The sequence below is a fragment of the Stenotrophomonas sp. GW821-FHT02D01 genome (assembly GCF_059421765.1).
Map to the genome: position 1 here is coordinate 645,579 of NZ_JBWKVP010000001.1, position 12,847 is coordinate 658,425.

A 12,847-nucleotide genomic window follows, 5' to 3' on the forward strand; every position below is an offset into this window, starting at 1 on the left:
AAGTTATAACATAGCGTTTGCGGAGTGCCCACTCGGGCTTTGCCGCATCGGCTGGCTCGCGGTGCCGCTGCGGGCCCGTGCCTGTTGCAGCTGCAACCCCCATCCTTTGGCACGCTGGACTTGCTGCCCCCTGAACGCTAGCGTGACAGGGATTTTTTGCCAGCAGGGGCTTTCATGAACCATGACGCTGCGCCCAAGCAGCTCACTTTCCGCGCGGTGGTCCTTGCCATCGTGCTGGCGGTGGTGCTGTCGGCCGCAAACGCCTACCTCGGTCTGTTCGCAGGCCTGACCATCGCCACCGCGATTCCCGCCGCGGTCATTTCCATGGGCGTGCTGCGCCTGTTGGGTGGCGGTTCGATCCTTGAGAACAACATCGTGCAGACCGGCGCTTCGGCCGGTTCGTCGATCGCCGCCGGTGTGATCTTCACCATCCCCGCGCTGGTGATCATGGGCTACTGGCCGGACTTCAAGTACTGGTGGGTGCTGGGCATCGCCGGTCTCGGTGGCCTGCTGGGCGTGCTGTTCTCGGTGCCGCTGCGCCGTTCGATGATCGTCGAAGATCCGCTTCCGTTCCCGGAAGGCAAGGCTGCGGCCGAAGTGCTCAAGGCCGGTGAGAACCCGGGCCCGGGCCTGAAGATCCTCGGCCTGTCGGCGGTGATCGGTGCGTTCGTGAAGCTGGCCGCGGAAAGCGGCATGCGCCTGATCCCGGACGCCTGGGCCACCTCGGCCTATGTCGGCAGCTCCAAGGTCACCGCCTTCATCGGCACCAACCTGTCGCCCGCACTGCTGGGCGTGGGGTACATCGTCGGCCTCAACGTCGGCATCGTGGTGGTGTCCGGCTCGATCCTGACCTGGCACATCGCCATCCCGATCTACCAGGCGTTCTTCATGAACACCGATCCGGCGCTGGCCGCCTCGATCGCCACCGCCTCGTCCACCGAAGCGGCGTTCGCCATCTGGGGCGCGAAGATGCGCTACCTCGGTGTCGGCGCGATGCTGATCGGCGGCATCTGGACCCTGATCTCGCTGCGCAAGTCGCTGCTCAACGGCGTCAAGAGTGGCTTTGCGGCCGCGCGCAAGAGCGGTGGCCCGGTGCTGGCGCACACCGAGCGCGACCTGCCGATGAAGTGGATGCTGGTGGCGCTGGTGGTGTTCACCCTGCCGCTGCTGGCGCTGTACCAGGCCATCGTCGGCCAGTGGCACGTGTCGATCCCGATGACCCTCATCATGATCGTCGCCGGTTTCCTGTTCGTTTCGGTGTCGGCCTACCTGGCCGGCCTGATCGGTTCGTCCAACAACCCGGTCTCGGGCATCACCATCTCCACCATCCTGTTCGCCTCGGCGGTGCTGGTGCTGCTGCTGGGCAAGGATGGCCTGCAGCCAGTCGGTGCCTTCGGTGCGCCGCTGGGTGCGGTGGCCGCGATCATGATCGGCGCGGTGGTGTGCTGTGCCGCCGCCGTCGGTGGCGACAACCTGCAGGACCTCAAGGCCGGCTACATCGTCGGTGCCACCCCGTGGAAGCAGCAGTTGATGCTGGGCATCGGCGCGTTCTCGTGCGCGCTGATCATGGCCCCGGTGCTGAACCTGCTGGCCACCGCCTACGGCATCGGCGTCAAGTCCGAGCTGCACCCGAATGCGCTGGCCGCACCGCAGGCCAACCTGATGGCGTCGGTGGCCAAGGGCCTGTTCGGTGGCGAGCTGCCGTGGACCTTCATCGGCATCGGTGCCGTGGTCGGTGCCGCCATCATCGCGTTCGACAGCTGGCTGAAGTCGCGCAACTCGCGTTTCCGCGTGCCGGTGCTGGCCGCGGCGATCGGCATCTACCTGCCGCTGGAATTGATGGTGCCGATCTTCCTCGGTGGCCTGATCTCCTACCTGGTCGAGCGCTTCCACAAGGTGCGCGCCGATGACGAAGAGGGCCGCGACCGCGTGCACAAGCCGGGCGTGCTGTTCGCTGCCGGCCTGATCACCGGCGAGGCGCTGATGGGTATCGCCATCGCCGTGCCGATCGTGGTCAGCAGCCGTGCCGACGTGCTGGCCGTGCCGTTCCACCTGCCGGCCGCGCAGTGGATCGGCCTGGCCGTGCTGTTCCTGGTCGGCTGGCTGATCTACCGCACCGGCAAGCGCGCCGTGGCGTAAGGGATGGGGGAGTGCCGGCCGCTGGCCGGCAACCCTGGAACCCGTGACGCCCGATGGTTGCCGGCCAGCGGCCGGCACTACCGGTGTCCCCAGCAAACCGCGCTACGGCGCGGTTTGCTTTTTCTGGCGGCAGCTCAGCCGCGGCCATGACCGATGGCCTTGGCAGGCCCGGCCGCGCAGGCCTACCATCGGTTTTTTGCCGTCCTGCGGAGACCCCGATGAAACTGCGTCATGCCCTGTTGCCACTGAGCCTGCTGGCTGCCCTGCCCAGCGTCGCCGCTGCCCGTGGCCTGGAAGTCCGCGACATGGTGGCCATGGACCGCGTCTCCGCGCCGGTATTGACCGCCGACGGCGGCACCGTGGTGTTCGCCAAGCGCAGCACCGATGCCAGCCTCAAGGCCAGCACCGCACTGTTCGCGCGCAACCTGCGCACCCGCGACGCGGCGCCGCCGAAGCAGATCACGCCGGCTGGCTGGAACGTCAACTCCGCATCGCTGTCGGCCGACGGCCAGACCGTGTACTTCCTCAGCGCCAAGAACGGCAGCCAACAGCTGTACGCACAGCCGATCAGTGGCGGCGCCCCGCGCCAGCTGACCGACTTCCCGGTGGACGTGGACAGCTACCACGTGTCGCCGCAGGACGACCGCGTGCTGTTCAGCGCCGGCGTGTTCCAGGCCTGTGCGTCGGATCTGGCCTGCACCGAAAAGAAGCTGAAGGACGTGGAAGGCGCCAAGGCCAGCGGCAAGGTCTTCGATTCGCTGTTCGTGCGCCACTGGGATACCTGGAACGACGGCCGCCGCAACACCCTGTTCGTCGCCCCGTTGCCGGCAGCCAAGGCCGGTGCGGTCAAGGGCGCTTCGGCGCTGAGCGCGACCATCGACGGCGATGCTCCGTCCAAGCCGTTCGGTGGCAATGACGATTTCGCCTGGTCGCCGGATGGCAGCAGCGTGGTCGCCAGCATCCGCGTGGCCGGCAAGCAGGAGCCGTGGTCGACCAACTTCGACCTGTACCGCTTCGATGCCGCCGGCAAGCAGGCGCCGGTCAACCTGACCGCGTCCAACCCGGCCTGGGATGCCGGTCCGGTGTTCAGCGCCGACGGCAAGACCCTGTTCTACCGCGCTATGAAGCGCCCCGGCTTCGAGGCGGACCGCTTCGGCCTGATGGCGATGGACCTGGCCAGCGGCAAGACGCGCGAGATCGCGCCGCAGTGGGACCGTTCGGCCGGCGGCATCGCCCTGTCCGCCGACGGCGCCAGCATCTACACCACCGCCGATGACCTTGGCGAGCACCCGCTGTTCCAGATCGACGTGGCCAGCGGCAAGGCCACCAAGCTGATCGGCGATGGCAGCGTCACCGCCGTCGACGTGGCCGGCAACAGCGTGGCCATCACCCGCAACAGCCTGAAGAGCAACGACCAGGTGCTGGTCGGCCTGCTGCCGACCGCAGGCGAAGCCATCGGCGAACTGCGCGCGCTGACCCCGGCCGCTGGCGAGGTGCTGAAGGATGTGTCCTTCGGCGACTACGAGCAGTTCGAGTTCAAGGGCTGGAACAACGACACCGTGCACGGTTACGTGGTCAAGCCGCACAACTACCAGGAAGGCAAGTCCTACCCGGTCGCGTTCCTGATCCATGGCGGCCCGCAGGGCAGCTTCGGCAATGGCTGGAGCTACCGCTGGAACCCGCAGACGTACGCCGGCCAGGGCTACGCTGTGGTGATGATCGACTTCCACGGCTCCACCGGTTACGGCCAGGCCTTCACCGATGCGATCAGCCAGCACTGGGGTGACCGTCCGCTGGAAGACCTGCAGAAGGGCTGGAGCGCGGCGCTGAAGAAGTACGACTTCCTCAACGGTGACAAGGCCTGCGCACTGGGTGCCAGCTACGGCGGCTTCATGGTCAACTGGATCGCCGGCAACTGGAACAGCCCGTTCAAGTGCCTGGTCAACCATGACGGTGTGTTCGACCAGCGCATGATGGGCTATGCCACCGAAGAACTGTGGTTCACCGAATGGGAGCAGGGCGGTACCCCGTACCAGAAGGCGGCGAACTACGAGAAGTTCAACCCGGTCAACCACGTGGCTGACTGGAAGAAGCCGATCCTGGTGATCCACGGCCAGCAGGATTTCCGCATTCCGGTCGAGCAGGGCTTGGCTGCATTCACTGCGGCCCAGCGCCAGGGCATCGAGTCGAAGTTCCTGTACTTCCCGGACGAGAACCACTGGGTGCTGAAGCCGAACAACAGCATCCTGTGGCATGACACCGTCAACGCCTGGCTGAAGCAGCACATCGGCGAGTAAGCGATACCGGCGCCGCCCTTGTGGCGGCGCCCGGCTTTCCGGTAGTGCCGGCCGCTGGCCGGCAACTGCACGTTGCGACCTACCTACATGTGGTTGCCGGCCAGCGGCCGGCACTACCAGGATGCCTGCATGCCCTCGACTGCCCTGATCCAGAACGACATCGTCGTCTTCGGCCTGATCGCCGCCACCCTCGGCGCCGTGTTCTGGACCGCTTCGCGCGAGCAGGGCCTGTGGAAGCGCTTCTATACCTTCGTGCCGGCGCTGCTGCTGTGTTACCTGCTGCCGGGCATCTACAACACGTTCGGCCTGATCGACGGGCAGAACACCAAGCTGTACAACCCGGTCGCGCGTGACATCCTGCTGCCGGCGGCGCTGATCCTGCTGACTCTGGCGGTCGACATCAAGGGCATCCTGCGGCTGGGGCCCAAGCTGGTGCTGATGTACCTGGGCGCCTCGGCCAGCATCATGCTGGGTGCGGTGGTCGCGTTCCTGGTCATGCGTGCCATCCATCCGGACACCGTCGCCGGCGATACCTGGGCCGGCATGGCGGCGCTGGCCGGCAGCTGGATCGGCGGCGGTGCCAACATGCTGGCCATGCGCGAAGTGTTCGATGTCAACGCGACCACGTTCGGCCAGTTCGCGGTGGTCGATGTGGGTGTTGGCTACGTGTGGATGGCGGCGTTGATCTTCATGGCTGGGCGCGCGGCGAAGATCGATGCACGCAGCGGTGCCGATACCTCCGCCATCGACGAGCTGAAGGAGCGCATCGCACGCTTCCAGGCCGAGCATGAGCGCATTCCCAGCCTGACCGATCTGATGCTGATCGTGGCCGTGGCCTTCGGTGGCGTCGGCCTGGCCCACGCCATCGGCGCGCCGCTGGCGGCCTGGTTCAAGGTCCACGTCAGCTGGGCATCGCAGTTCAGCCTGGATGCGCCGTTCGTGTGGGTGGTGGTGCTGTCGACCACGCTCGGCCTGGGCCTCAGCTTCACCCGTGCACGTACGCTGGAAGGCGCGGGCGCCTCGCGCCTGGGCTCGCTGCTGCTGTACTTCCTGATCGCCTGCATCGGCATGCAGATGGATCTGCTGGCGTTGCTGGATCGCCCGTGGCTGTTCCTGCTCGGCATCATCTGGATCAGCGTGCACATCGCGCTGCTGTGGTGCCTGGGCAAGCTGTTGAAGGTGCCGTTCTTCTACTTCGCCATCGGTTCGCAGTCGAACATCGGCGGTCCGGCCTCGGCACCGGTGGTGGCCGCTGCGTTCCATCCAGCGCTGGCGCCGGTAGGCGTTCTGCTGGGCACGATGGGCTATGCCACCGGCACCTATCTGGCGTATGTGGTCGGCATCACCCTGCGCGCGCTGGCCACGTGACCCACGGTAGCGCCGGGTCATGCCCGGCGAACCGCATCGCGGCGGATGTGCATGCTGCCGGGCATGGCCCGGCGCTACCGATGCGTTACGCCACCGGCAAGCCGCGTTCGATCAGCCACGCTTTTGCGTCTTCGGCGTCCTGTTCAAACCACGCCTTCGTCGACCCCAATCGATACGTATACCCCCACGCATCCATGTCGGCCATCAGCCGCTCGCTGCCGACGCCAGGCAGGTGCCCTGCCAGCACGATCTGCAGGTAGCAGGTGGCATCTTCTTCGGGCACCGAATCGGTGGCGTCGGTATGCACCTGCGCGCGCCGCTCCGGTGGCAGCACGATCAGGTGGCAGGCTTCGTGAAGCATCGAATGCACCGGCGTGTCATCGCGCACGTAGACGTCGCTGGCGATGATGCCCGCCTCGGGCTCGCCCCAGTAACTGCCCGGGATCGGCTCGCCGGCCGCAACGTGATGCAGGCGCAGCTCATGTGCAGCGAGCAGGCGCTGGGCATCGGCGAAGGCGATGTCGCCGACGCGGGTAACGTTCGGTTCGGGCGTGGTATCAGTCATGCGGGTCAGGCAGCCCCGCCCATGCAGGCACGGGCGGGGCAGGGGGGGTCAGGGTTTGTCCGGGCCTTCAGGCAGCGCCACGGAGATGTCCAGCACGTCGTGCTGGCCATCCTTGACCAGGTCCACCTTCACTGCATCGACGTCGATGTTGACGTACTTCTTGATCACTTCCAGCAACTCGCGCTGCAGCAGCGGCAGGTAGTCGGGACCGCCACGGTGGCTGCGCTCCTGCGCGATGATGATCTGCAGGCGGTTCTTGGCGGTTTCGGCGGTGGTCTTCTTCGCTTTGAGGAAATCAAACAGGCCCATGCTTACCCTCCGAACAGCTTGCTGAAGAAGCCCTTCTTCTCGACGTTGGTGAAGCGCATCGGGCGTTCTTCGCCGAGGATGCGTGCGACGGCGTCGTCATAGGCCTGGCCGGCAGCGGATTCGCCATCCAGGATGACCGGCTCGCCCTTGTTGGAGGCATTGAGCACGTCGCCCGATTCGGGGATCACGCCGATCGCCTTCAGGCCAAGGACCTCCTCGACGTCGGCGATGCTGAGCATCTCTCCGCTTTCCACGCGCACCGGGGTGTAGCGGGTCAGCAGCAGGAAGGCCGGCACGTCCTGGCCGGATTCGGCCTTGTGGGTCTTCGAATCGAGCAGGCCGATGATGCGGTCCGAGTCGCGTACCGAGGACACTTCCGGGTTCACCACCACCACGGCGCGGTCGGCGAAGTACATCGCCAGGAAGGCGCCCTTCTCGATGCCGGCCGGGGAGTCGCAGATGATGTAATCGAAGCCGTCGGCGGCCAGGTCCTTCAGGACCTTGCCCACGCCTTCCTGGGTCAGTGCATCCTTGTCGCGGGTCTGCGAGGCAGCCAGCACGAACAGGTTGTCGAAGCGCTTGTCCTTGATCAGGGCCTGCTTGAGGGTGGCTTCGCCGTGCACGACATTCACGAAGTCGTACACCACGCGGCGTTCGCAGCCCATGATCAGGTCGAGGTTGCGCAGGCCGACGTCGAAGTCGATCACCGCCACCTTCTTGCCACGCCTTGCCAGGCCGCAGGCCAGGCTTGCGCTGGAAGTGGTCTTGCCGACGCCGCCCTTGCCGGAGGTGACTACGATGATTTCAGCCAAAGGACTTCTCCTGATGATTCTGTTTGAGGTGCTGCATCAGTCCAGCGCAGCGATCTTGATCTGGTCCTGTTCCAGCCACACCTGCACGGCCTTGCCGCGCAGGGTTTCCGGTACATCGTCCAGTACCTTGTAGTGGCCTGCAATGGCGACCAGTTCCGCATGGAAATCACGGCAGAAAATGCGTGCCGCGGTGTTGCCCTGGGCCCCTGCCAGCGCACGGCCGCGCAGGGTTCCGTAGATATGGATGCTGCCATCGGCGATGACCTCGGCGCCGGCGCCGACGGTGGCCATCACGGTCAGGTCGCAGTTTTCCGCATACAGCTGCTGCCCCGAACGCACGTTGCCCAGCTGCATGCGGCCCGGCTGTGGCGCGGCGGCATCGGCAGCCTTGCCCATCGGCGTGGCCGGAGCCGGAGCCGGCGCGGCCTTCGCTTCGGCGCGTGCGGCACGGCGCGGTTCCGGTGCGGCTGCCGGCGGCGGGGCAGGTTCTGCCTCGGCGCGCTCGTACTGGGCGCGGAACTTGGCCAGCAGCGGCAGGCCGAGCTGCTGCGAGAGCAGGTCGACCGCACTGGTGCCATAGGCCAATGCCACCGGCAGTACGCCGGCACCGCGCAGGCCATCGACCAGCGCCTGCGCCGTTGCCACGTCGGGCACCTGGCTGAGGCCGCCGAAGTCCAGAATCACCGCTGCACGGCCGAACAGCTTCGGTGCACGGCTTACCCGTTCCTGCATTTCCTGCACGAGGCGTTCAACATCAAGGGTGCGGATGCGCAGGTTGGCGATGCCCACCTGGCCGATCTTCAGTTCACCGGCCTGTTCGTAATCGAAATTCACTGCCACGCTCAGGTCCCCGTCGACCGCTGTGCCTGCGCCGGCAGCTGCCGGTCGCGCGCCCATGCAACATCAGGCAGCTTGCCGCCATAGGTTTCATTCACCCACGGGAAGCTGCACAGTTCCTTGGCCAGCATGCTGGCGCGCACGTCCACCTGCGGCATGGTGTTCTGGCCCAGCTCGCGGAAGCCGAAGCTGCCGTGGAACAGCAGGGCGGCATCGGCGCCGTGGTCCAGGAACACCTCGCAGGTCATCTGCGGGTAGCGCAGCTCGGCGAAGCTCTGGGCGTCGGCATAGAACGCACGGCCGACGCCACCCCCGCGACGGCGGCTGGCGACCACGATGCGGTCGATATAGAAGAAGGGGGTGTCCAGGTGTTGCTTGAACCAGGCGAAATTGCTGCTGTCGTGCTGGCTGTCGCTGCCGAAGCCGATCAGGAAGCCGGCCAGGTTGCCGTCGCGCTCGGCGACGCGGAAATATTCAGCGGTTGCATAGAACAGGCGCAGGCGCTCGGCATCCAGGGGAAGGATGGCCAGGCCAGCATTGTTGTTCAAAGCCAGGACGGAATCGAGCTCGTGCTCGCGCACGTCGCGGATGACAATCGACATTGTGACTCCGTGGGGTAACGCGGTTGGTCCCATGTACGGACCCTGCGCATGATTATTGCATGCCCGGGGTGGGCTGCGGCATGAACAGGGGGACCGCACCGAACATGACTTTATGCCCTTGGGCCCTGACGCGCACAGGCTACGATGGGCCATGCTGGCCCGACTCAACCACAATGCGATGCTGCGCTACTCCGGGTTGTTCACCTGGGGCACCGTCGGCCTTTGGCTTGCGATCTACCTGATCGATCCGGTGTCGCTGACACTGGAAAGCCTGGACGGCGAGGCCGGCTTCCGGATCATTCCCTGGGCCTCGGCCTACCTGGCCTTCGGCTTCGTGTACTGGGTGCTGACCCGCTCGCTGGGCGAAAGCCGGCCCGGCTTCTTCGACCATGCCGCGCTGATCCTGCTGACGGCCTGCGCGATCGGCGTGAGCTATTTCTCCGGCACCGCACTGGGCAGCATCCTGCTGATGGTGGTGGCCGGCCTGCTGCCCTGGCTGCTGGGCCCGCGCATCGGAGTGGTGTGGCTGGTGGCCAGCAACCTGGCCGTGTTGCCGGTCTACATCCAGCCGCTGGGCTTCCCGCCGGTCATCGCCGTGCTGCAGGCCATCGGCTACATGGGTTTCTCCAGTTTCGTGTTCGTGATCGCGCTGGTGGCCCGCCGCCAGGCCGAGGCGCGCGAGGAGCAGCGCCGGCTGAACGCCGAGCTGCGCGCCACCCGTGCGCTGCTGGCCGAAAGCGCGCGGGTGAACGAGCGCACCCGCATTTCGCGCGAACTGCATGATCTGCTGGGCCACCAGCTGACCGCGTTGACCCTGAATCTGGAAGTGGCCGGCCACCTCGCCGAAGGGCAGGCGCTGGAGCACGTGAAGCGCTCACATGCCCTGGCCAAGCTGCTGCTGGGCAACGTGCGCGAGGTGGTCAGCCAGCTGCGCGAGACCGGCGCCATCGACCTGGCCGCTGCGCTGCGTCCGCTGACCGAGCACGTGCCGTCGCTGGACATCCAGCTGGAGATCGAGGAGCCGCTGAACGTGGAAGACCCGCAGCGGGCCCACGTGCTGCTGCGCTGCACCCAGGAGATCATCACCAACACGGTGCGCCATGCCGGCGCCCGCCACCTGTGGCTGCGGGTGTACCGTGAGGTCCCGGACCAGGTCGTGGTGGAAGCCCGCGACGACGGCGTCGGGGCGGAAACGGTCAATGTGGGCAATGGTTTGCGCGGCATGCGCGAACGCCTGCAACAATGTGGAGGCCAGCTGCAGGTGGAGACCCGCCCCGGCGAAGGCTTCCGGCTGCGGGCGACGGTACCGGCAACGGTGCTGGCGGCCCTTACCCAGGTTCCTGAAGGAGTGCGTTGATGATTCGCGTCTGCCTGGTCGACGACCAAACCCTGGTGCGGCAGGGGATCCGCTCGCTGCTGGCGCTCGACGACGGCATCGAAGTGGTGGCCGAGGCCGCCGATGGCCGCCAGGCGGTCGAGCTGATCCCGCAGATCCGCCCGGACGTGGTCCTGATGGACATGCGCATGCCGGTGATGTCCGGGCTGGAGGCGCTGCAGGTGCTGTCACGGCAGGAACAGCTGCCGCCGACCATCATCCTGACCACCTTCGACGATGACCAGCTGGTGCTGGCCGGGCTCAAGGCCGGGGCCAAGGGCTACCTGCTCAAGGACGTGACCCTGGCGCAGCTGGTCGGGGCGATCCGCACGGTGGCCGATGGCGGTTCACTGGTGCAGCCGGCGGTGACCCAGCGGCTGCTGTCCGGGCTGGAGCACATGCGCAACGACTTCGTCAGCCTGGACCGGCCCGACCCGCTGACCGACCGTGAGACCGAGATCCTGCGGCTGATGGCCAGCGGTTTCTCCAACAAGGAGATCGCCAATTCGCTGGGGGTCGCCGAGGGCACGATCAAGAACCATGTGTCCAACATCCTTTCCAAACTGGGCGTACGTGACCGTACGCGTGCAGTCCTGAAAGCGTTTGAACTCCAGTTGGTGTGAGGAAAATCCTTTAGCGACAAAGACTTGGCACGCAGTCTGGGCCCGGATTCAGGGTTGCCCCCCACTTGCCCCCTACATGCCGGGTACGCGGATGCGTTACCCTTCGAATTCTTTGTGCATACAAATGCGCAGCCGGCACGGAAACCGGTGCGCCAATCCCGATAACCAATGCCCGCGAAGCCTGCTAGGATTGGCGCTTCGCTTCAATCAACCCGGCCGTGGGATCGGCCCCGGAGACTCTCTGAATGACCCGTATTATCGAGTTCCTGATCGCCTTGGGGATCGTGGCTGGCCTGTTCGTCATCATTGGCGTCTGTCTGCCGGGCGAGCGTCACATCACCGAAAGCATCGAGACCAACCGCAAGATGACGATCGTGTACGACACGGTCAGCAGTCTGCGCCGCTTCAAGGACTGGAACCCGCTGGTACTGCGCGATCCCGCCGTTGAACTGAAGCTGTCCGGCCCGGCCTCCGGCGTCGGTGCCACTCTCGACTACACCTCCAAGGACCTGGGCACCGGTTCCTGGAAGGTGACCGAAGCCGAAGAGAACAAGCGTGTTGTTATCGCCATCGACGACGCCTCCAAGGGTCACGACAAGGTCAGCACCTTCACCCTGGAGCCGACCGGCAAGGGCGGTCGCAACGTCAAGATCACCCAGGACTACTCGGTGAAGTATGGCTTCGACCTGTTCGGCCGCTACGCAGGCCTGTATGTCAGCCGCCAGATCGGCGATGACATCAAGATGGGTCTGTCGCGCCTGGCGAACATGCTGGCCACCGTGCCGAATGTCGACTACCGCACCTCCGAAGCCCCGCTGACCGATCTGGGCATCGTCGATGTCCCGGCCGAAGACCTGCTGGTCGTCACCGCCGGTAATGTCGACCGTGGCCAGGATTCCATCACCAAGTCCATCAAGGACAACCAGGAGTGGATCAAGCGCGTGATCGAGGCCAATGGCCTGGAAGCCGCCGGTCCGCTGCGTATCATCACCACCGATTTCGGTGCTGAGAAGTACGCCTTCGACATCGCCCAGCCGGTGAAGAAGAAGGGTGCCGAAGGCGTGCCGGCCGAACAGCTGACCGTCAAGATCGACGGTGGCGCTCCGGTCAAGTACGTCCGCGTTGCTCCGCACCGTTCGGCGCATGCGGCCTACACCGGTCACATGGCAGGCCTGGACGTTGCCCGCAGCGCCCTGCGCGCCTGGGCCGTGACTTCGGGCAACGAAGTCATCGACCGTCCGTACGAAACCTGGAAGGACGGCGTGGACAAGTCGTTCACCCCGGAAGCGACGTACGACATCTACTGGGCCGTCAAGTAAGCCTCGGCTGACCCATGTAGTGCTGGACACGAAAACGCGCCGCTTCCTGCGGCGCGTTTTTTTTCATCCCGAGCCCGGTGTCGGGCATTGCGCAAGGAGCAGTCATGTTCAATTCCGAACGACGCGCGCGTAAACCGTCGTTGCTGGCCTGCCTGGGGGCGCTGCTGGCAGCGGCCTCGATCGGTCTCTCGGCCTATGCCGCGCATGGCGTGTCCGATCCGCTGGCGCAGCAGCACCTGAACATGGCGGCGTTGTACGCCTTTGCCCACGGAGCGGTACTGGCCGCCCTCGGCCCGCGCGCGCAGGGCGCGATCGCGCATCTGGCGTTGTACGTGTTGCTGCTGGGCGTGCTGCTGTTCTCCGGCAGCCTGGTGGGCGGTGCGCTGTGGCAGTGGCCGACCCGGCTGGCGCCGGTAGGTGGCACCACGCTGATGGCCGGGTGGGTACTGCTGGCGATCAACGCGCTGCGGCGCTAGCCGCAACGCCCAAGCACTGGTAGCGCCGGGCCACGCCCGAGGTCGAGCGCAGCGACCCACGTCTGCCTTTGCTTTTTTGTTTGTTCAATTCCGTGGCGGACGCACGCGGAAACTGTCCGTGGCCG

General features: G+C 66.0%; 12 protein-coding genes. 7 read left to right on the forward strand and 5 right to left on the reverse strand.

Annotation, left to right across the window (positions count from 1 at the left end):
* Positions 1 to 174 precede the first annotated feature (174 nt).
* The 3 genes from AC07UW_RS03020 (at position 175) to AC07UW_RS03030 (ending at position 5,804) form a co-directional block, all read left to right on the forward strand.
* Entirely contained in the window at positions 175 to 2,139 is a 1,965-nt protein-coding gene (locus tag AC07UW_RS03020; protein ID WP_025873881.1) for an OPT family oligopeptide transporter, read from the forward strand.
* A 218-nt stretch (positions 2,140 to 2,357) separates the two neighbouring features.
* Positions 2,358 to 4,436, forward strand: a complete 2,079-nt coding sequence (locus AC07UW_RS03025) for a S9 family peptidase (RefSeq protein ID WP_495211413.1) — start codon at positions 2,358 to 2,360, stop codon at positions 4,434 to 4,436.
* Between the two features lie 129 nt (positions 4,437 to 4,565).
* Complete coding sequence (locus AC07UW_RS03030; protein ID WP_032975949.1) at positions 4,566 to 5,804, forward strand: DUF819 family protein; 1,239 nt, start codon at positions 4,566 to 4,568, stop codon at positions 5,802 to 5,804.
* Between the two features lie 85 nt (positions 5,805 to 5,889).
* Here AC07UW_RS03030 and AC07UW_RS03035 read toward each other — a convergent pair whose 3' ends face one another.
* The 5 genes from AC07UW_RS03035 to AC07UW_RS03055 are packed head-to-tail and all read right to left on the reverse strand — an operon-like array spanning position 5,890 to position 8,929.
* Entirely contained in the window at positions 5,890 to 6,369 is a 480-nt protein-coding gene (locus AC07UW_RS03035; RefSeq protein ID WP_032975950.1) for a hypothetical protein, read from the reverse strand.
* Between the two features lie 48 nt (positions 6,370 to 6,417).
* Positions 6,418 to 6,678, reverse strand: coding sequence for a cell division topological specificity factor MinE (gene minE / locus AC07UW_RS03040; RefSeq protein ID WP_005408532.1), 261 nt, complete (start codon positions 6,676 to 6,678; stop codon positions 6,418 to 6,420).
* A 2-nt stretch (positions 6,679 to 6,680) separates the two neighbouring features.
* Positions 6,681 to 7,490, reverse strand: coding sequence for a septum site-determining protein MinD (minD, locus tag AC07UW_RS03045; RefSeq protein ID WP_025873877.1), 810 nt, complete (start codon positions 7,488 to 7,490; stop codon positions 6,681 to 6,683).
* Between the two features lie 36 nt (positions 7,491 to 7,526).
* Complete coding sequence (gene minC, locus AC07UW_RS03050) at positions 7,527 to 8,387, reverse strand: septum site-determining protein MinC (protein ID WP_051562325.1); 861 nt, start codon at positions 8,385 to 8,387, stop codon at positions 7,527 to 7,529.
* Complete coding sequence (locus tag AC07UW_RS03055) at positions 8,333 to 8,929, reverse strand: GNAT family N-acetyltransferase (protein ID WP_025873875.1); 597 nt, start codon at positions 8,927 to 8,929, stop codon at positions 8,333 to 8,335. Before AC07UW_RS03055 ends, minC begins: the two co-directional genes overlap by 55 nt.
* 151 nt (positions 8,930 to 9,080) lie before the next feature.
* On the opposite strand from AC07UW_RS03055, the gene AC07UW_RS03060 reads away from it, so the two are divergent.
* From AC07UW_RS03060 to AC07UW_RS03075, 4 genes are all read left to right on the forward strand, one after another.
* Positions 9,081 to 10,286, forward strand: coding sequence for a sensor histidine kinase (locus AC07UW_RS03060; protein ID WP_336025844.1), 1,206 nt, complete (start codon positions 9,081 to 9,083; stop codon positions 10,284 to 10,286).
* Positions 10,286 to 10,927, forward strand: a complete 642-nt coding sequence (locus AC07UW_RS03065) for a response regulator (RefSeq protein WP_025873873.1) — start codon at positions 10,286 to 10,288, stop codon at positions 10,925 to 10,927. The genes AC07UW_RS03060 and AC07UW_RS03065 overlap by 1 nt, the downstream gene beginning before the upstream one ends.
* Positions 10,928 to 11,172: 245 nt before the next feature.
* The gene (locus AC07UW_RS03070) at positions 11,173 to 12,246 is read left to right on the forward strand and encodes a polyketide cyclase (protein WP_032975952.1); all 1,074 of its coding nucleotides are present in this window, start codon (positions 11,173 to 11,175) and stop codon (positions 12,244 to 12,246) included.
* Between the two features lie 104 nt (positions 12,247 to 12,350).
* Entirely contained in the window at positions 12,351 to 12,722 is a 372-nt protein-coding gene (locus AC07UW_RS03075; protein WP_025873872.1) for a DUF423 domain-containing protein, read from the forward strand.
* Positions 12,723 to 12,847: the final 125 nt, after the last annotated feature.

What these genes read in the sequence shown, in the direction of transcription:
- AC07UW_RS03020 (WP_025873881.1), top strand. Translation starts at nt 175, where the DNA reads ATGAACCATGACGCTGCGCCCAAGCAGCTCACTTTCCGCGCGGTGGTC.
- AC07UW_RS03025 (WP_495211413.1), top strand. Translation starts at nt 2,358, where the DNA reads ATGAAACTGCGTCATGCCCTGTTGCCACTGAGCCTGCTGGCTGCCCTG.
- AC07UW_RS03030 (WP_032975949.1), top strand. Translation starts at nt 4,566, where the DNA reads ATGCCCTCGACTGCCCTGATCCAGAACGACATCGTCGTCTTCGGCCTG.
- AC07UW_RS03035 (WP_032975950.1), bottom strand. Translation starts at nt 6,369, where the DNA reads ATGACTGATACCACGCCCGAACCGAACGTTACCCGCGTCGGCGACATC.
- minE (WP_005408532.1), bottom strand. Translation starts at nt 6,678, where the DNA reads ATGGGCCTGTTTGATTTCCTCAAAGCGAAGAAGACCACCGCCGAAACC.
- minC (WP_051562325.1), bottom strand. Translation starts at nt 8,387, where the DNA reads ATGGGCGCGCGACCGGCAGCTGCCGGCGCAGGCACAGCGGTCGACGGG.
- AC07UW_RS03055 (WP_025873875.1), bottom strand. Translation starts at nt 8,929, where the DNA reads ATGTCGATTGTCATCCGCGACGTGCGCGAGCACGAGCTCGATTCCGTC.
- AC07UW_RS03060 (WP_336025844.1), top strand. Translation starts at nt 9,081, where the DNA reads ATGCTGGCCCGACTCAACCACAATGCGATGCTGCGCTACTCCGGGTTG.
- AC07UW_RS03065 (WP_025873873.1), top strand. Translation starts at nt 10,286, where the DNA reads ATGATTCGCGTCTGCCTGGTCGACGACCAAACCCTGGTGCGGCAGGGG.
- AC07UW_RS03070 (WP_032975952.1), top strand. Translation starts at nt 11,173, where the DNA reads ATGACCCGTATTATCGAGTTCCTGATCGCCTTGGGGATCGTGGCTGGC.
- AC07UW_RS03075 (WP_025873872.1), top strand. Translation starts at nt 12,351, where the DNA reads ATGTTCAATTCCGAACGACGCGCGCGTAAACCGTCGTTGCTGGCCTGC.